Source organism: Paenibacillus sp. Leaf72 (assembly GCF_001422685.1).
In the GTDB taxonomy this organism is placed as follows: domain Bacteria; phylum Bacillota; class Bacilli; order Paenibacillales; family Paenibacillaceae; genus Pristimantibacillus.
The window spans coordinates 121,558-140,046 of sequence record NZ_LMLV01000004.1 but is presented as its reverse complement, the minus strand read 5'-3'; the positions used below and the strand labels follow the sequence as shown (position 1 = coordinate 140,046).

The window sequence follows — 18,489 nt, the reverse complement described above, 5'->3', positions numbered from 1 at the left end:
AGTCCCCACTTGTCCGTTTATTGATCTGTTTCTTATTCGACAAATGGTTCATTTTTCCTTGCTAGGGTTTGCTAAGAACTTTGATTCAACTTATATAGACAACTTGTGAAGGCTGATATTATGTTCTTGTAACAAGTCCGTTATTTTCAACACGATCTTCTTAGTCAATGCATATCCCTGCTTTACACACGTTTATTACGCAAAAGCGTATCGTGTAAACTCTTGTCAACTGGTACGTAAATTCGTGACATAAAGAAGTGAGTGTTTGGATGTCAGTGAATGATGAAGTGTGATACGATCAAAAAGTTTATCCAGCATTTTGAATCATTCGATATGGAAGGAGATGCTTTGTGACCCTAAGAAAACTGATGATGACCTTGCTGGCCATCATCATCGTATTAGAACTAGCTTATTACATGCTCTATTTGCAAGCGCCGGCTGAACCTAAACTGACAATGGAAGTGCTGAACAACGAGGCAAAAATGCAACAAATCTTTTGAAAGGGAACTGGACGATTGGCAAAACGGCGATGAACGGCGAACCCGTTTCAAATTCGTTATGGGGGCAACCGTTATTAGCGGTTTCATTTTGGCGATGCTTATGCCTAATCGAAAGCTATAATTTTAAGTTTTGGAGTGTGCCTTACATGTCGAATCTACAACCATGCCCGGAATGTAATCATTCCGTTGCCCCATCTGCAACAAACTGTCCGAATTGTGGAGCCAATCTGGAAGAAGAACCAGGAATTAGTTTTCATATTGTGAGGGTCATCATTACCCTTGCTGTTATCCTTGTACTTGGTCGAGTCCTTATGTATCTGAATCGCTGCGATGAAGCCGTTTTAACTGAACCATACCCATTGGAGGAAAGAACATGGCAAAATGTCCAAGTTGCAATCAAAATCCTGACCATATAAGTCCGTTACTGTTAATCAATGCACATCATGTGGCAAGAAATAGTGCTTTCATTGCGAGAGATATGGAACCGACAAATGTCCCGGTTGTGGGAGTGGTGTTCCTTATAGTGGGAATTAAAAAAGATGTAGATTTATCCGATGGTCATGCCCTTATTTATTAGTCACTGAAAAATAGCAAGGAATAAAGGCTGTTTCCGGAAATCAAGCGGAAGCAGCTTTTTTTCCAATTGTTCAATGGATAGTGATGGGTGTGGCAAACGATATACTTAGAGAAATTTTGAAATTCATAGTTATTAGGCATGTAACTGACAAATCGGAGCAGGTTTCATCGGTTGTGCCACGTATCATTATGACCGTCGTGGAAGCACAGTCGCTCTAACGGATAACAACGGCGTGATAACAGATACGTATGAATACGGACCGTATGGTGAACAAATCTGTCATATGGGTACGATCCAGCAGCCGTTCCAGTATAATGGACGAGATGGCGTTGCAACGGACGCAAACGGCTTGTACCATATGCGTGCGCGTTATTACAATCCAGAAATCAAACGTTTTATCAACCGTGATGTGCTGACAGGCTCGATCAGCGATTCGCAAACGCTGAACCGTTACGCTTACGTAAATGGCAACCCAATATCCTATGTCGATCCGTTCGGCTTAAGCCGTGATGGTGACTCCGCATGGCTGCAGGGCGGAAGCTTCCTTGCCGATCTGGTGCCATGGGTAGGCACGGTGAAAGGCTTCCAGCAGGCATTTACAGGTAATAACTATATTACCGGCGAACATCTCTCGGCGGGGGACCGTTGGGGAGAGGGAATTGGGGCAACACTGAGCATTATTCCGATTCCGGGTCTGAAACATGCTGGTAAATATGGTACCAAGGGTGTCATTTGGGCGGGTTCGAAGCTTTTTGGTTCAGGTAAGACGAACCTTGCCAAAAATATTGATCCTTGGAGAAGTGATTTTGGTCTACCAAGTGAAGGTTTTGGGCAATTAATTAGAGATTTACCTAAGTGGGACCCGATGCGAATAAAGTTTGCACGAATGTTAAAGGAAGTAAGAGCATCAGGGGGGACTATAAGAAAAGCTGATATGGGAGGAACATATGCGGTGTTTGGTGGTCATTCTATTGAAAGTGGAGTATGGTTCCGCTGGAATCCTCAGAAACTTAGGACGGTTGATATGCTTGAGGAAGTAAACCATTGGCAACAATATAAGAATGGTCTGCAAAGTGCAGGATATTCTCCAGAGGCATTAGAATTAATGGCTAAAAGAGCAATAATAAATAATTATAATTTAGATATCGGATTGAAAAAGGAATTGTTACACGATATACAAAGAGTACTAAATGGGGAATATATACAGTAAATAGGAGTGGAGAAATGTCATTTATATTATTAGAGCGTGAGAGAAAACCAATAAAATTAAGAGGGCAAAAAGTGGTACCCTCCACTATATCGGCCTTAAGTAAAAATTTATTATTAGAGGGGGAGTATGTAGGAGTAAAAAGTGGAAAAAAAGTAACAGTTATTAATATCGGAGGCAGCGGACTTATCGCTGCTCCTGAACTAAGAGATGCATACAGCATAAGCAACATAATTCCGGCTACTTTAAGCGAAGATGCAGTTCAACTTGAATGTGATGAGATTTTTGTAATTTATAAAAATATTCTAGATGTAAAGAGATACATTTTTGAAGGAATTAGCACGAAGGAATTCTGGGAAGATGTGTTCAATTCATTCTGGGTACCTAGCGATTATTATATTGGGAATAAAAGACTTGGAACTGGATGGATAAGGATTTCTACAAGAGAAATAATACTTATAAATGGTTCGATCCCAAAAAATGAGAATTTACAGATTATCTCAATGAAATCAATTTTTAACTCAAAAAGTAATTTGATTTTGGAAAATATATCTGAAATTGGTTTTGAAACTATCAAATAGGATTATTTAAGAGGAGGTATAGGATTAGATGGGGGCACAGAGGCAAAGAATATGTCCATTTTAAGCAAGTTTGAAAAAGGATGCTTTGGAGTTGAGGATATAGTTGATAAATTCCAAGTTTAAACAATGGTTGCAACTGGCGGCGATTGTTAAAGAGACATATCCTAATGTTCCTAAATTCAAATGTCCAAGCTGTAGTAGTGGAAATATCAATTTTGAATATATCGGAGATGCCATTAGGAGGAAGGGCTATTTTTTAATATGGTGTAATGAATGTTTAGAAGGTATACTCATTTCAAGAATTGAAATTCCTGAGAAAGCTACAGTGATCCCATTTGGAGCAACGCCTGATCAAACATCACATATACCTAATTATACAAAAGTTTTGCCTTAAAATTTATGTAGCTAAGTCCCTTTTAGTAGACACTGAATAAGAGCCTAAACTAAAGCTGTTTCCGGTACTCAAACGGAAACGGTTTTTTCATTCCCAATCATTTTAAAGCCTGATGACCGTCGTGGAAGCAGAGTCGCTCTAACGGATGACAACGGATACGTATGAATACGGGCCGTATAGTGAACAAATCCGTCATATGGGGACGACAGAGCAGCCGTTCCAATATAATGGACGGGATGGCGTTGCAACGGACGCAAACGGCTTGTACCATATGCGTGCGCGTTATTACAATCCAGAAATCAAACGTTTCATCAACTTGGATGTATTGACAGGTTCGATCATCGATTCGCAAACGCTGAACCGCTATGCGTATGTGAATGGCAACCCGATATCCTATGTCGATCCGTTTGGCTTAAGCCGTGATGGTGACTCTGCATGGCTGCAAGGCGGAAGCTTCCTTGCTGATCTCGTGCCATGGGTAGGCACGGTGAAAGGCTTCAAGCAGGCATTTACGGGTAACAACTATATTACCGGCGAACATCTCTCGGCGGGAGATCGTTGGGGAGAAGGAATCGGAGCAACATTGAGCATTATTCCGATTCCTGGTCTGAAGCATGCGGGTAAGTATGGCACGAAGGGCGTCATCTGGGCGGGTTCGAAGCTGAAGAATATTTTTGGCGAAGGTACGGTAAAAACGACGAAAAAACTCGTCTACGAATGTAACTGCTTTACAGCAGGAACCAAGGTTCTCACAGACGAAGGGGAGAAACCTATCGAGGAAATTGAGGTAGGGGATAGGGTTCTCTCTAAGGATGATGAAACCGGAGAAGTAGCTTATAAAGAAGTCGTAGGACTGTTCCAGAAACAGGCAGATGAAATCTATTACGTCCACATCGGGGATGAAATCATCGAGGTCACAGGCGAGCATCCATTCTGGCTTGATGGCAAGGGTTGGACGTTTGTTAAAGACCTGAAAGTTGGCGACTTGCTTGTTTCGAGTGACGGCACTAAACTTGCAATAGACAAGATCGAGAAAGAGTCGCGAGAAGCAACGGTTTATAACTTTGAGGTTGAGGACTTTAATTCTTATTTTGTGTCTAACCTTGGGATTTGGGTTCATAATTGTGAGATAAATGGGAAGGGTTCTGGTTTGGAAGGATGGGGGTACAAATCCCAACCTGGAGAAAGGACTTTTGAAGGATATGTGAATTATAATGTGCCTATTGATAAAGAAACGAAATTATTCACGAATTCATCGGGATTTAACAACGTTGGAACTCCTGGAGGACAATTCAAGAGATATGGAAGCGATTCGCATGCGGGTTTAGCACCACATGTTCATCAGCCTCAAAGAAATGTTGACAGATCTGGCAACGTTCGAGGTTCTGTAGGAAGCAAAACGAAAAATGATGGAGTAACCTCTCCTACACGTAATGATGTAAGTCAATTATATGATTATCTTAATAACGGAAAATATAGAAATTAATTATTGAGAGGTGTTTATATGTCGTATGCAGTTTTTGATTGCTCTCAGTTTCTGACTTTTAGCAGTGACGAGTCAATGTTTATGAACGATGTAGTTCAATTCGAAAGGTTAGCGATGAAGGTCTTAAAAAAAGAGGAAATATCTGGGGAGAAGCTAGCTTATTTGAATCCTTTTCTTCTAGATAAAGTGATCGAGCTATTTAATCAAGAATTTGTAGGTATATTTGAAGATTGGAAGGAAGAGGAGAATCCGCCAATTGAACTTATTAATCTAAAAAAAGGAATCATTGAATTTAGTAGCAAGTTGGATATTGAATTTTTGAAGTTAATGATTATATCATGCGCCTCAGAAAACATTGAGGAGGATGCAATAGCTTGCAAGACTATTCATATTGACCAGTTTTATGAAGGGCTATTTGTGCTTTCTAAATGGAATTTCAAAGAAGTAGCCGATAATTTAATTCTTACAATTAATCTATAATTTTCAATTCCTTAATCTTGACAGGCTTCTTGCCTTTCAAGGTTTCTTTTTTTGAACAGGACTTCCTTGCGATCTCGTGACCGGGTCTAAAGCTGCGGGTAAATATGGCACGAAGGGCGTCATTTGGGCTAGATCGAAGCTGAAGAAAGTAGCTACCGAAAGTGCAGTAGCAACATCTTTGAAAAGTAAGTTTGGTCTAAAGCTAAACTTGCATTTATTTAGTTTTGAGGGAAAAACTTAAGATACTGTTGAGTTGTTCCGAGCAGTTGGTCCAGATGAATTTTATGACATAATGAATAATCGGCTCTTTAGACCAGGACCATACAGTTTTGATGGTAAGCAATTCGGATATAATTTTGATGAAGTGTTGAAACTGACGGATTTCTTAAAGGATTCTTCAGCAATTATTAAAGTAAAGCTACTAAAGAGTGTAATTGATGAATTAGACCACACACCTGTTGAAAAAATGATATTAAAAGGCGGATCTGTAACGGTACATCCAGATAAATATGATATATTTAATCAATCTATTCTTGAGATAATACACGAATATTAGGAGAAATTTAAAATGTTAAAGCTCGTCGCTGAAGTCAATTTTCTACCAGAAAATGAAGGTGGAATGACAAAGGATATATTTTCTGGATTAATGGTATCATTTAATGTGAATGGCGAATTGATTATGTGTAAAATTAGCTTAGGAGAAGAGGATGATAAAAGGGTAATTTCGAAAGGAGAAAAGCATATTGTACACATTGAATTGCCTTATGGGGAAGTGTTTAAAGATTTAATTGTACCAAATTATGTATTTAATTTAAACGGTGGCGGTAGAATAATTGGTAAGGGAATTGTACTTGATATATAGATAACATTATCTGACCTGCTTATCTCCGGATAGGCAGGTATATTTGTGTTCTTAATGAGGCTTCTCATTGTAAGAATAACTAATCATTTAATCAGATTGTGGCTGAACATCATTCCAATCGATTCCGGGCCTGAAGCATGCTGGTAAATATGGCACTAAAGGTGTCATTTGGGCTGGATCGAAGCTGAAATCACGTTTTTTTGCTGGGGGGACGGGGTATGTTCAGACAGGTGGGAGAGAACTTTCAGTTGATGCATATCTAAAGCGACTTGATGCTGCTGATGCAATGTATGATTCCTTTAGAAAATCGAATGTGGATATACAGAGTATTTCCCAAAATACAGGTATATCTGAGAATAGAATTCGAAGAATAAAAGATCATTTGTTTATTAAAGAGCCTATTAAAGAACATGGTGTTGGACGCTTTGAAGCAGATTATGAAATCGCACAAGCATGGGATAGACTTCAAAAAGGATCATTTAAACCACAAGATATTGACTTATTGAATCATGAACTCTTTGAATCTAAATTTGAAGGTATTTTTAAAACAGACTATAGGACTGCACATGATAGAACGGTTGATTCTGGTCGTCCATGGTATCCACATGAGGAGGATTAAATTTGGCTTCATATGTATTGCTACTAAAAGTACAGGAAGATGACGAAACAGTTGTCTACAGATTTGGACCAAATGAAGATGTTATGGGTAAAATTGAATTTCATAAGTTAACTAAGAAGTTTTCCGAGATAGAGTCTATACCTGATCCTAATATTCCTAGCAAATTTTATTTTGATAGAGCAGCTCAAAGATTGGTGATTTGCTTGGTTAGAGAGGGGGGAGAGTTTCCAGAAAGAACTACATTTGAATCATGATTATTTTGGTTTTCATGTGATTGATTCTACAAGTTGTTAGGGCTACCCACTAATGAATGAATCGAGCGGAGCAAAAAGAAAGAATATAATCTTTATACCCGAGTTATTTGAATCTGAACCTAAAGAGATTATTCAAATATGTGAAGGCTAAAGTTTGTAAACCTTGATTGACCTTTTGCCTTTCAGGGTTTCTTTTTTTGAATGACTTCCTTGCCGATCTGGTACCACTGAGGTGAATGGCGAAAGGTTTCCAGCAGGAAACAAGTAGAGGAGAGAACTATCGAGGAAATCGAGGTAGGGGATAAGGTTCTCTCAAAGGATGACGAAACCGGAGAAGTGGCCTATAAAGAGGTCGTAGGGCTGTTCCAGAAACAGGCTGACGAAATTTATTACGTCCACATCGGGGATGAAATCATCGAGGTTACAGGCGAGCATCCATTTTGGCTCGATGGTAAGGGATGGACGTTTGTTAAAGACCTGAAAGTTGGCGACTTGCTTGTTTCGAGTGACGGTTCTAAACTGGCAATAGACAAGATTGAAAAAGAGTCGCGCGAAGCAACGGTTTATAACTTTGAGGTTGAGGACTTTATCTAAACTGGCAATAGACAAGATTGAAAAAGAGTCGCGCGAAGCAACGGTTTATAACTTTGAGGTTGAGGACTTTAATTCTTATTTTGTGTCGAATCTAGGGATTTGGGTTCATAATTGTGCGATTAATGGTAATCCTGTTCCTACAAAATCTGGTGGAGGAAGTAATCCTAGTGATTTTGTTAATCCTCACTCTGAAAAACATTTATTCGATTCAACGAGACCATCGACTAAGAATCGTTCACAATATGGTCAGGACGTTGACGTAGGAAAATTAAGACAAGAGACAATAACTAATCCTGATAAAGCCTACTCAAATTGGCCAAATCCAAATAATCCAAGCAACCAAAGAATAACCAAGTATTATAAAGAGTTTGACGGTAATATTAGTACACCTGATACACCAACAGGGAGTCATAGGGTGTTTGAAAATTTGGATGATCCAACCAGAAGTTCACATTTTCCTTATGTTTCAAGAAAATAAATTAGGAGGTGAAAATTTGAATGAATTGTTGTATCACGCCTACTTAGCCGAAGGTCATGAACATTATGTCTCCAAAGAGGTAATTATGTCGGGTGGTATAAATTCTATGACAAAATCAAACAATCGATATAGCAATGGTGGTAGGATAAAACTTGAAGTGACAGAACAATTCAGACCTATAAATACACCTGATTGGGTCAATTTCAGAAAGGCAATCGGGGTAGATATTGTTAATCGCTTTACAAAATCATTTTGCTTTCCAGTGTTTTCAAATAAAATCTTGGTTTTTGATGGGGACATTTCTCTTTCTATCTACGACCAAGCATTTTATGAGGATTTGAAGGATACCGATGAGGAAGCACTAAATTTTGATACAGGTGAAAGTATTGAACATTGGGTAGAATTGTACTGGGCAAGTTTGATGACACTCCAAGATTATAAAGTTAAAAAGCCTTTTTCCAAGCCGGAAGTATTGATATTTGAATCTGTACCTAAAGAGATTATTCAAATATGTGAAGGCTAAATTTTGTAAATCTTGATTGGCCTTTTGCCTTTCAGGGTTTCTTTTTTATGACTCTGTTACCACTGAGGTGAATGGGGAAAGGCTTCTAGCAGGAAACAAGTAGAGGAGAAACCTATCGAGGAAATCGAGGTAGGGGATAAGGTTCTCTCAAAAGATGACAAGACCGAGGAAGTGGCCTATAAAGAGGTTGTAGGGCTGTTCCAGAAACAGGCTGACGAAATCTATTACGTCCACATCGGGGATGAAATTATCGAGGTTACAGGCGAGCATCCATTCTGGCTTGATGGCAAGGGATGGACGATTGTTAAAGACCTGAAAGTCGGCGACTTGCTAGTTTCGAGTGACGGTACTAAACTGGCAATAGACAAGATCGAAAAAGAGTCGCGCGAAGCAACGGTTTATAACTTTGAGGTTGAGGACTTTCATTCTTATTTTGTGTCGAATCTGGGGATTTGGGTTCATAATTGTGAGATCCCAGGGATGGGTAATGCAGGTGCACCCAAAGCTGGTGGGGGCAAAAGTAAAAACAATATGAAGTATGATCCTGATGCAACAGGAGAACATTCAACCTATAAGAGTGACCCTCAAACAGGAGAAATAACGAATTGGCAAAGATGGTATAAATCCGACCCAAGAAACCCAAATCCGTTTACTCCAGGGGAGAGATACGATGGCAAGGGAGCAGGGCACTTTAATAAACAAACTGGTCAAATGGTGGAAACACCCCATGTTAATGATCCTAAGACACCGGGGGGGGGAAGAAAGCCATACCCTTGGGAAATTCCAGGTAAGCTTTGAGGAGTGTGAATGAGTGGATATTTTGAGATGGTTACAAGAGTGGTATTCCTCACAATGTGACGGAGAATGGGAGCATGAAAGCGGTATTAGAATAACGTCCATTGATAATCCTGGGTGGCATGTTGCCATAAATTTGATTGGTACTACGTTGGAAGATAAGCAAGTTGATTTGATTCAAATTGAACGAACCGAAGAAGATTGGATCTACTGCAAGATAGAGGATGGCTGCTTTTCTGGTGCTGGAGGCCCGGGCAATCTTGAAGATGTATTGAGGGTTTTCTATCTATGGGCAACTAACGATTAAATTTTACACAACCTTGATTGGTTCTATGCCTTTCAAGGTTTCTTTTTTTGTGGGGGCTACCCAGTGCCGAAGTGGCCTATAAAGAGGTCGTAGGGCTGTTCCAGAAACAGGCTGACGAAATCTATTATGTCCACATCGGGGATGAAATCATCGAGGTCACAGGCGAGCATCCATTCTGGCTTGATGGCAAGNATGGATGGTTAAACGTTGTTTCAATGATTTGATCGCCTATAAAAAGCCTATAAATCAAGAGGTCGTAGGGCTGTTCCAGAAACAGGCTGACGAAATCTATTATGTCCACATCGGGGATGAAATCATCGAGGTCACAGGCGAGCATCCATTCTGGCTTGATGGCAAAGGATGGACGTTTGTTAAAGACCTGAAAGTCGGCGACTTGCTTGTTTCGAGTGACGGCACTAAACTGGCAATAGACAAGATCGAAAAAGAGTCGCGCGAAGCAACGGTTTATAACTTTGAGGTTGAGGACTTTAATTCATATTTTGTATCGAATCTGGGGATTTGGGTTCATAATTGTGAGATTCCAAGGATGGGTGGAGCTGATGACTTTGCTAATGAGCCTTTTTTACCTGATGAGTATTACAAAAATAATTATGCTCCAACGCAAGGGGCTCCGGGGACTAGAATTGATTTTAGCCGCTTAGGTTCTAGTGGACAGATTGAGAATTCTAGAGTCATTTATGACCAAGCAGGGAAACAAAAGTATAGAATTGATTATAGTGATCATGGTAACTCTGCTCACCACACAAATCCACATATGCACGAGTACATCTATCAAGATGCAGGGAGAAATGCTAAGGAACTTAAATATTTTGTAGAAAAATCAACAGAGAGATTAAGATTGGGAAAAATTAATAAATCAACAAATAAAATAGAATTTATTGACTAACAAGGAGGGATGCTATTTGCAATATATTAATAATTACAGTATAGTTACTGAAAAGTTGAATGCTCTTGGTTCTTGGATGTATGAGGAAATAATTGCGGTTAACTATGATATTGACATTGATTATGAAGATAATCATATTACGACACTTGATTTGTTTTTCTTTCTATCGGTTATAGAAACGAAACAACGTTTCAGATTGAAAGTTAGGTATCATAATGTTTCCGAACTTTCATTAAGAAAAGTCACAAATATATATTTAACAGACAGTTTGATAATACATGATAAAAAAGAACAAGGTTGGGATAGTAATCAAAGATATCATGTTCATGATGATAGCGGATATGGAGAAAACGATGGGTATAACTTCATCAATTTTCACTGTAGTTCCGTTGAAGCTATTTCATTGGAAGAATTCTAATTTGACTAATCTCTCGGAGGTCTTTTTGGATGGGGCTACCCAGTGCCGAATGAACGCATCATTCAACCAATAACACAGCTAACACATCTAACCCATGTAATACCCGCATAAAGATTTCTTGAAATTGTTGTGAGCACATCAATACTTTACTTTTTTAACCTTAATAACGCTATACCCTATACCGATACATCAAACAGGTCGAACATGGTGAGATACTATCATGATTGACCTGTTTTTTGTTAACTTCGTTTTCTAATAGGATATTCAAAATGCTACACAATTGTAGAATAAGCCGCCCCGATAGGGAGGATGAAAAGGCAAAGCATCTTTTGAGATAGATAGCCTGACCATTAATATTGTTAGGACTTATCTGCAAATTGTCCACAACGAATGGGCTACTTGCCGCGATAGTTATTGTGAACGAACAATTTGGTGACGACCAGTTGACATAAATAGGTGACGTATGCGTACGAAAATCAGGGCCGTCTCCTATCCGTAATTGATACGGAGGGACAAAAAACCGTCTATGCGTATGATGCAGTTGGAATGCTATTGCTCTTTAACCATCCGTTCTATGTAGAAGGTAAAGGGTGGACGTTTGTCAAAGACTTAAAAGTTGGAGACTTGCTTGTTCAGAGCGATGGCAATACACTCAAGATAGATCGCATTGTATTGGAACATAGGCAGGCTACTGTTTTCAATATGACGGTGGATGAGTTCCATACCTATTTTGTTAGTGATTTTGGGATATGGGTGCATAATACTGGTGGCGGAACTTGCGAATTTGTTAAAACTGCTAGCTACACACTTATAGATGGAATGAAAATGAAAACGAATGATGTGTTATCAGCAGCTGAAGAGTTTTTAGAAAAAGGTTATAAAGATTTGGGGAATGGACGTCTTATGTCCGAAGATGGTATACGTGTTGTTAGAATGGGGGATACAGATATTCTAGGCAAACATGGTGGAGGGCCGCATATGAACTTTGAAACCCTTGCTCTTAATCCTAGTAAGCCACGGAAAATGATGGTTGTTCAAAATCTGCATATTTATCTGGAGGAATAATGTGAATATTGAAATTAACATACCAAATTATCGGAAAGAAGAAGGTATAAAGTTTGTTTGGGACGACAACTTTACAATCGAGTCTTCAATTGAAGGTAGCATTATTACCATTAAAGCGAATGAAGCAGGTCTACGATCCTTAGCTAGGCAGTTACTAACCCTTGCACAACCAGAAGTTCCGTCAGGAAATCATATGCATTACGATGATCTTAATTCTCTGGAAGACGGTTCTTGTGAGTTAATAATTGAAAAAATTTAATGATGAAAGGGCTCGATTGTTAACTTGTACTCATAGATTGGATTTTAGAAAAAGTATCTAGGCTAAGGTGTCCTTATAGTGGGAATTAAAAAAGATGTAGATTTATCCGATGGTCATGCCCTTATTTATTAGTCACTGAAAAATAGCAAGGACTAAGGCTGTTTCCGGAAATCAAGCGGATGTAGCTTTTTTCCAATTGTTCAATGGCTAGTGATGGGTGCGGCAAACATGCAAGGCGGAAGCTGCCTAGCTGATCTCGTGCCATGGGTAAGCACGGTGAAAGGCTTCCAGCAGGCATTTACGGGTAACAATTATATTACTGGCGAACATCTCTCGGCGGGAGATCGTTGGGGCGAAGGAATCGGAGCAACATTGAGCATTATTCCGATTCCGGGTCTGAAGCATGCGGGTAAGTATGGTACCAAGGGTGTCATTTTGGCGGGTTCGAAGCTGAAGAATATTTTTGGTGAAGCGGATGAACTAGTTACAGTATATCGGGGACAGATAACTATTTAGAGAATTTAATATATGATGAAACAGGACATTTATTAAGTGACGCCACCCGAATAGCATATAGTGAAACTGGTATTCAAGCTCATGGTGCATTCGGCACAGATTTGCCAAAAGCCTTTAAAATGGATAGGACATTGATGTCTGTCACTACTGATGAGAAGATTGCCAAGTATTTTGCAAATGATGGAAAAGTATACGAGGCTAAATCCCGAAATCCCAGTTACTACCTCAAACAATACCGGGGTCTACAGAAAATGAGTTCTTAATTAAATTTGGTATAGGAGGTTTTACTCCAAAGTGAACCTAAATAATGAGTTAATTTCTCAGCAACAGATTGATAATCAACTAATATATATTTTAGATAAAAAAGCTTTTAAACTTCTGGTAAACAATCCTGTTATTGAGGGGCAGAGGATTGGTGCATTAGACATGGTTTTTAACATGATGAATTTCGTGCAAAAATATACTTTGTTTTCTCTTGCATTCTATCCATTAGGGGATCAGAACAGGTGGATGTTTTGTTTATTATTCAACATGAATAACAAACTACAAAGAGTGCAAATTGAGAATGTGCAATGCCAAGAGTGTAATTGGTTCGGAGTTATTGCAAACCCGACAATTCCAGAGCTGTATTATGGTTGTCCGGATAGATGGGAGGCATTGGATGAGGCTCATAAAACACCAAGAGTTAATTGCCCTAACTGTAGCAGCTCATTACCAAGACATTCAATATGGGCAAGTAGCTGATGATGAATTTTTTGGAGCGTTTACAAGGACATAGAAGTTTGTATTCTTATTCGTTTGGAACTATGTATCTTTGGGAGCAAATATTACTGGATGGGATGGTAACTATATCATGCAAATAAAATTACCAAATACTTCTCAACTGCCAAAGGATTTTAAATATCCGGATGCTTTTTTAATGACAGTTAGACTTAATTTAGTGGATTTTGATATATGGAATGTAATGAATGAGGATCAAGTTCTTCAAAGATTGAAGGGATTGCAAGAGAGATAACCAAATAGATTATTAATCCCCTTCGCCCGGAGGATTGATAATGATGATATTGCTTGTTTTGAAGTAGGAAAAACTGAAGAAGTACAGATTGTTCATGATTTTTCATCCCCTGGTTACGAACAGCGCAAGTCATATATTACATTTTGGGATTGGTTTAAAGATGCAATAGATGAAATGATTGATTTTGAATAACAAAGCAGAATGATCTATAAACGATATTAACTGAAGAAAATGATTATAGAATTAACGGATTTTATAACGGTTGGAGTGGATTCTTAATGGTCACTTGGACAACAGATTATGATGAAGCTGATATTGAAAATGTTAAAATGGTTGAGGAGAGATTAGCCATACATTTTCCTCAAGACTATCTGAATTATACAATCAAATATCAAGGTGGCTATCCATCTCCTTCAAATATTATGGTGGATGGAAGAGGTAGTATACAATTTATTTGCTTATTGACGTTCTTGGCATTTGATGAATTTGATATTCTTGAGAAATATAATTCAGTGAAAAAACATATTCCATCTGGCTTAGTCCCGTTCGGGCTAGGGGAGGATGAGCATCTTTTTTGCTTCGATTATCGGTCAGGCAGTAAACCTTCGGTATCTTTATGTAAGTCTGATTCAGATAGTGGAATAGAAGAAGTACATGTTTGTAATTCATTTAGTGAGTTGATCTGCAAATTCTATTAGTTCTCTGCCCTAAGGAGGCAGTCCCCTCAGTATCTTTGAGAGACAGAAGAGCAAGGGAGTGGATGGATGGCTCGCTTGAATTTGCATTAAATCATGAGTAAAGGATATCTAGACTATTTCCAGGCCCATTGTATCTAGAAGGTGGGAAGAAATAAGTCAAAGCTTATGGAGGCTATATGTTTTATAAATTTTCTTTAATAGATGCTGAGAGTGACTTAATTATTGGAAACTCTTCTGAACTTATTGGCCTGACTGGAAACTGTATTGAGAAAATGGATAGTGAGGTTTTTCATAAAATAATTCTGAAAAATTTTCGATTTAATGATGAGTTTAAGGAATATTGCAAGAAAAACAAAACATATATAAATAATTTGTATCTCACTATACTAAATAATGAGGGGATCCCAATAGGATCTTACTATTTAATTTTAAAAGAGCCTCAATATTATTTCAGGTCCGAGTTTAGTGAGTGTAGGATTGAGCTTGAATTAATTGGGGAATTGTTACAAGTGGCAGCGGAAGAAGATTTAGCGATTTGGGAGATGCGAAGATCATCACTTACAGAAAAAAACGTATGGACAACGTTATCAAAAGAACAGCGAATAGGATGGATAGAAGTTGCCCGATTACATTACAAAACAAGCCATAATTCTCAAGATCAACAAAATGGAAAGTACTATATTGATACAGCCAATGTAACAAATTCTTCTGATTTCTTCTGTGCACTTGGTGAGGCTATTAACGGCCCAGGTGGTTACTATGGTTATGATATTAAAAGTCTTGAGGATTGTCTTTGTGGAGGTTTCGGTGCAGCGCCACCATTTGTTATTTATCTGCTTAATGTTAATAGTAAGTGGAAGAAAGATATCAGTTTTGTTCAACAATTAAAGGAAGTATTTTCTGTAAGAAATGTAGCATTAGTCTGTAATTAATTTCGTCTGATATAGTTAAAAAACAGACTGCGGCATATTCCAAAAATTTAACTATATATGAATTGCAATCGAAGAAAGGAGCTAACATGAATTTTTCAATAACAGAGCTTATTGTTGTACCCATCCAAAATGAATTATTTATAAAGGCAAACTCCATCATTCACAATTTTTTCAGACTGTTTGACGGTCAGGGCGCGACCACACGGGGTTTATTATGAGAGCTGAACATCATGGCATCATTAATCGTTATTTTAATGTCTTATCCTCACCACAACGTTACGATGAAAAAATGGATGAAATACGGCTCGATTCAGTGATTGGAGAAGGAAAAATAAACCGTCTCATTACCCATTCTGGTATTGAATGCATTGAATCAAATTTAAATTTTAATAAACGGCGTATTGTAAGCTTTCAATCCAACGCGGCGATGGTAGAGCTTAGTTTTTGTTTTCAAGGAAATGCAGAGGTATGTGTCTCGGATTCAGCCTATGAATTAGAACCGAACTGCTGCACACTGCAATTTATGAAAGATTTTCAAGTATCGTTCGATTATGGAAGTCAGTCGAAATTGCAGACAATGGCTATTGGTATCCCCCTGTTCTTGTTCGATAGCTATATGCAGGAAGTGGGAGGGAGAACGAAAACGAGTTTTGCAGATATTTTGGGAACCCGAAGTTTCCGAATGTTTCGAACAAGTATAGGTCCGGAAACGTTGCAGATTCTCAACCAGTTGCGTAATTTCCCTAGTAGCTCATCCATGCGCAGAATGTATGTCGAGAGTAAGGCCTTGGAATTGTTCTCTTTATATTTTGAATCTTTATTATTTGAACGAGACCAAAAATATAGACCGAGCCGACTCTCTAGAAGTGATCGCGATAAAATCAAGAAAGCGGAAGAGCTTCTACTATCACATATGGCTGATCCCCCTTCGTTGATCGAGCTTTCGCGGATGTGCGGGGTAAATGATTTTAAGCTGAAAATCGGATTTAAAGAGCAATTTGGTAAAAGTGTATTTTCCTATTTGCGGGATAAACGGATGGAAAAAGCTTGGAGCTTGCTGCGTTTTGAAAATATGAGTGTTAGCCAGACCGCGCAAATTGTGGGCTACAGCAACTTCAGCCATTTTGCTGAAGTGTTTCGTAAATCTTTTGACTGCTCTCCGTCGGACGTAAGGAGGGAACGGCATAAGCAACACATCGTGATAAAGCCCTGAAAAAATCCGTTAAACCGTTATTTTCTCCGTCGGCTGGTAGCTTGTCTGCGGTTGTCGATATATGCTTAATCGGTGATTGAAAATGATTATCATTCGAGAGGGGCATATTTGTGTTAAGGAAATCCTTTTTTGTGCAACTAACTTCAATTGTCATGATCTTGCTAATGGCTGGGTGCAGTAGTTCGGGCTCAGCAACAGGCAATCAGCAGGCTGCAGATACTCAGCAACAGCAACCAACAGCCTCCGCTTCTGCTTCACCGTCCGTGTCACAACAGGGTGAGGGCTCTGCAACACGCATTGTTACTGACGCAAGGGGGGAGCAGATAACGATTCCCGCTAATCCGCAACGAATTGTGGATATTGCAGGAGCAACAGAGGAACTGCTGGTTTTAGGTTTCCAGCCGATTGCTAGCGGAAATACAGATATGGCTGATCCCTCGCTCTTTACCCCTATTGTGCAGGCGAAGCTGGATAGCAAAACTTTAAACACAGGGTGGTACAATACGGAGACCAATCCAGAAATCATTATGGAGGCGGCTCCTGATCTTATTTTGGCAGGTCCCCCTCAGGCACCGATCTATGATAAACTCTCCCAAATTGCTCCTACAGTATTAGTGCCCTATAATTTCAGCTCTTTCCGGGAACGATTTGCGTTCGTGGCGGATGTGCTTGATAAAAAGGATGAAATGTATGCATGGCTGAAAGAGTACGATGCTCGGGCTGCACAACTGCATGACGAGATTAATAAGGCTATTCCTGATGAGACTTTTGCCATCATTGAAGCAACAGCAAAGGAAGTGCGAATCTATTCCACAACTGGAGTTGCTGATATTATTTACTCCGACTTGAAGCTGCCCAAAGCACCGGGTATTCCGGATCCGGACAAATGGGGAGGCAAAGTTACAAGTATTGAAGGATTGTCCACTTTAAACCCGGATCACATTATTCTTATGTCAGAGAGTGAAGAAAATGTGCTTAAGGACAGCAAGATTTGGAGCGGATTAAAAGCTGTGAAGGATTCTCAAGTCTATCAGCTTTCTACGAGACAGAATTATAATGAAGCTTTTACCGCACTAGGAAAACAAGCGCTGCTTGAACAACTCGCAAACGATATACTTAAATAAAATTGTATTACAATCTAGATAATACAAAGAGGGTGCATCTGAAGCCGTTATATGGCCGGGGCGCCCTTTTTGCACGCTTCCTATACGTAAGCGTCAAACTCTCCACCCCTTCAACTACTAACCTAGCTATGAGATCATGAGATTAACCTGAATACGGAGGGTAACTCATGAATGCCAAAGAACAACGCAGACAAGATTGGCACACACGGCTGCCTATCGGGCAAGTGGCCTCACGATGAAAGCTTGGTGCTCCGCAAATCATTGTTCTGTCGAACAATTGAAATATTGGCTGTACAAAATAAAGCGTGTATCATCCTCAGCTACTCCAGATCCAAAGACTTCTCCCGTACAGTTTGTACCTCTTGCCACTGTAGATCCACCTGGCAGCGTTTCTCCTTCTCTAATATGGCTCAAGCAACAGCGCTCTCAAACACTGCCGAAGTGTCTGTTTGGAAGAGCGATTGCTTACAGCCTGAATCAGTGGGGAAAATTGCCTTCCTGAAGGATGGTCGGCTCGAGAGCGATAATAATCGCAGTAAGCGCTCGATCAAGCCATTCGTAATCGGGAGAAAGAACTGGTTATTTGCGAATGATACTGTTCCGCTGTCTTCCCGTAGTCATGATCGTGGGCATGACAGTAAAGAACAATGTCTATTCGTTCCTGATGATTGGTAGACCGCCCTTT

Annotated in this window: 25 protein-coding genes and 5 pseudogenes; all 30 read left to right on the top strand. The window is 39.4% G+C overall.

Annotation, left to right across the window (positions count from 1 at the left end):
* The first annotated feature begins 350 nt into the window (after positions 1-350).
* A complete protein-coding gene (locus ASF12_RS34425) occupies positions 351-500 on the top strand; it encodes a hypothetical protein (RefSeq protein ID WP_155973087.1) in 150 nt (49 codons plus the stop codon).
* Positions 501-873: 373 nt separating this feature from the next.
* A complete protein-coding gene (locus tag ASF12_RS35590; protein WP_056034267.1) occupies positions 874-1,077 on the top strand; it encodes a hypothetical protein in 204 nt (67 codons plus the stop codon).
* Positions 1,078-1,309: 232 nt separating this feature from the next.
* Positions 1,310-2,287 (top strand): RHS repeat-associated core domain-containing protein, encoded by a 978-nt coding sequence (locus ASF12_RS35585; RefSeq protein ID WP_081418763.1) that lies wholly within the window; start codon positions 1,310-1,312, stop codon positions 2,285-2,287.
* Between the two features lie 14 nt (positions 2,288-2,301).
* A complete protein-coding gene (locus ASF12_RS11575; RefSeq protein ID WP_056034262.1) occupies positions 2,302-2,865 on the top strand; it encodes a hypothetical protein in 564 nt (187 codons plus the stop codon).
* Between the two features lie 103 nt (positions 2,866-2,968).
* A complete protein-coding gene (locus ASF12_RS34415) occupies positions 2,969-3,259 on the top strand; it encodes a hypothetical protein (RefSeq protein ID WP_155973082.1) in 291 nt (96 codons plus the stop codon).
* A gap of 145 nt (positions 3,260-3,404) precedes the next feature.
* Positions 3,405-3,662, top strand: a pseudogene (locus tag ASF12_RS36555) (RHS repeat-associated core domain-containing protein); the annotation flags it as partial.
* Positions 3,648-4,394: pseudogene (locus ASF12_RS36550) on the top strand (polymorphic toxin-type HINT domain-containing protein); the annotation flags it as partial. The pseudogenes ASF12_RS36555 and ASF12_RS36550, both read left to right, overlap by 15 nt.
* A gap of 432 nt (positions 4,395-4,826) precedes the next feature.
* Positions 4,827-5,225 carry a hypothetical protein gene (locus tag ASF12_RS11565; protein WP_155973079.1) on the top strand — a complete coding sequence of 133 codons (399 nt, stop codon included), beginning with the start codon at positions 4,827-4,829 and terminating at the stop codon, positions 5,223-5,225.
* 253 nt (positions 5,226-5,478) lie between these two features.
* A complete protein-coding gene (locus tag ASF12_RS11560) occupies positions 5,479-5,781 on the top strand; it encodes a hypothetical protein (protein WP_056034251.1) in 303 nt (100 codons plus the stop codon).
* A 12-nt stretch (positions 5,782-5,793) separates the two neighbouring features.
* A complete protein-coding gene (locus ASF12_RS11555; protein WP_056034250.1) occupies positions 5,794-6,087 on the top strand; it encodes a hypothetical protein in 294 nt (97 codons plus the stop codon).
* Between the two features lie 286 nt (positions 6,088-6,373).
* Entirely contained in the window at positions 6,374-6,706 is a 333-nt protein-coding gene (locus ASF12_RS11550) for a hypothetical protein (protein ID WP_056034241.1), read from the top strand.
* Positions 6,707-6,708: 2 nt separating this feature from the next.
* Entirely contained in the window at positions 6,709-6,960 is a 252-nt protein-coding gene (locus ASF12_RS11545; protein WP_056034238.1) for a hypothetical protein, read from the top strand.
* A gap of 279 nt (positions 6,961-7,239) precedes the next feature.
* Positions 7,240-7,554, top strand: a complete 315-nt coding sequence (locus ASF12_RS36545; RefSeq protein WP_442952528.1) for a polymorphic toxin-type HINT domain-containing protein — start codon at positions 7,240-7,242, stop codon at positions 7,552-7,554.
* Entirely contained in the window at positions 7,538-8,032 is a 495-nt protein-coding gene (locus tag ASF12_RS36540) for a hypothetical protein (RefSeq protein WP_162241892.1), read from the top strand. Before ASF12_RS36545 ends, ASF12_RS36540 begins: the two co-directional genes overlap by 17 nt.
* Before the next feature lie 16 nt (positions 8,033-8,048).
* Positions 8,049-8,555 (top strand): hypothetical protein, encoded by a 507-nt coding sequence (locus ASF12_RS35190; protein WP_056034321.1) that lies wholly within the window; start codon positions 8,049-8,051, stop codon positions 8,553-8,555.
* 105 nt (positions 8,556-8,660) lie between these two features.
* A pseudogene (locus tag ASF12_RS36535) lies at positions 8,661-9,353 on the top strand (polymorphic toxin-type HINT domain-containing protein); the annotation flags it as partial.
* A 13-nt stretch (positions 9,354-9,366) separates the two neighbouring features.
* A complete protein-coding gene (locus tag ASF12_RS11525; RefSeq protein WP_056034230.1) occupies positions 9,367-9,657 on the top strand; it encodes an immunity 53 family protein in 291 nt (96 codons plus the stop codon).
* A 192-nt stretch (positions 9,658-9,849) separates the two neighbouring features.
* Positions 9,850-10,564: polymorphic toxin-type HINT domain-containing protein (locus tag ASF12_RS35565; protein WP_442952526.1), on the top strand; the 715-nt coding region annotated here is incomplete at its 5' end.
* A 16-nt stretch (positions 10,565-10,580) separates the two neighbouring features.
* The gene (locus ASF12_RS11515) at positions 10,581-10,982 is read left to right on the top strand and encodes a hypothetical protein (RefSeq protein ID WP_056034226.1); all 402 of its coding nucleotides are present in this window, start codon (positions 10,581-10,583) and stop codon (positions 10,980-10,982) included.
* 546 nt (positions 10,983-11,528) lie between these two features.
* Positions 11,529-12,047 carry a polymorphic toxin-type HINT domain-containing protein gene (locus tag ASF12_RS11510; RefSeq protein WP_235533127.1) on the top strand — a complete coding sequence of 173 codons (519 nt, stop codon included), beginning with the start codon at positions 11,529-11,531 and terminating at the stop codon, positions 12,045-12,047.
* Position 12,048: 1 nt separating this feature from the next.
* Entirely contained in the window at positions 12,049-12,306 is a 258-nt protein-coding gene (locus tag ASF12_RS11505) for an Imm32 family immunity protein (RefSeq protein ID WP_056034219.1), read from the top strand.
* Between the two features lie 228 nt (positions 12,307-12,534).
* Entirely contained in the window at positions 12,535-12,822 is a 288-nt protein-coding gene (locus ASF12_RS11500; RefSeq protein ID WP_162241891.1) for a pre-toxin TG domain-containing protein, read from the top strand.
* A 294-nt stretch (positions 12,823-13,116) separates the two neighbouring features.
* On the top strand, positions 13,117-13,566 hold the full coding sequence (locus ASF12_RS11495; protein WP_056034214.1) for a hypothetical protein: 450 nt from the start codon (positions 13,117-13,119) through the stop codon (positions 13,564-13,566).
* Positions 13,567-13,636: 70 nt separating this feature from the next.
* Positions 13,637-13,837 (top strand): hypothetical protein, encoded by a 201-nt coding sequence (locus ASF12_RS36315; protein WP_327204914.1) that lies wholly within the window; start codon positions 13,637-13,639, stop codon positions 13,835-13,837.
* A 278-nt stretch (positions 13,838-14,115) separates the two neighbouring features.
* Entirely contained in the window at positions 14,116-14,535 is a 420-nt protein-coding gene (locus ASF12_RS11485; RefSeq protein ID WP_056034210.1) for an SMI1/KNR4 family protein, read from the top strand.
* 176 nt (positions 14,536-14,711) lie between these two features.
* Entirely contained in the window at positions 14,712-15,467 is a 756-nt protein-coding gene (locus tag ASF12_RS11480; RefSeq protein ID WP_056034207.1) for a barstar family protein, read from the top strand.
* 214 nt (positions 15,468-15,681) lie between these two features.
* A complete protein-coding gene (locus tag ASF12_RS11475; RefSeq protein ID WP_056034205.1) occupies positions 15,682-16,680 on the top strand; it encodes a helix-turn-helix domain-containing protein in 999 nt (332 codons plus the stop codon).
* Positions 16,681-16,790: 110 nt separating this feature from the next.
* Positions 16,791-17,804: an ABC transporter substrate-binding protein gene (locus tag ASF12_RS11470; RefSeq protein ID WP_235533126.1), complete on the top strand. Its 1,014-nt coding sequence runs from the start codon at positions 16,791-16,793 to the stop codon at positions 17,802-17,804.
* 235 nt (positions 17,805-18,039) lie between these two features.
* A pseudogene (locus tag ASF12_RS36530) lies at positions 18,040-18,129 on the top strand (IS66 family insertion sequence element accessory protein TnpA); the annotation flags it as partial.
* Between the two features lie 78 nt (positions 18,130-18,207).
* A pseudogene (locus ASF12_RS33635) lies at positions 18,208-18,395 on the top strand (IS66 family transposase); the annotation flags it as partial.
* Positions 18,396-18,489: the final 94 nt, after the last annotated feature.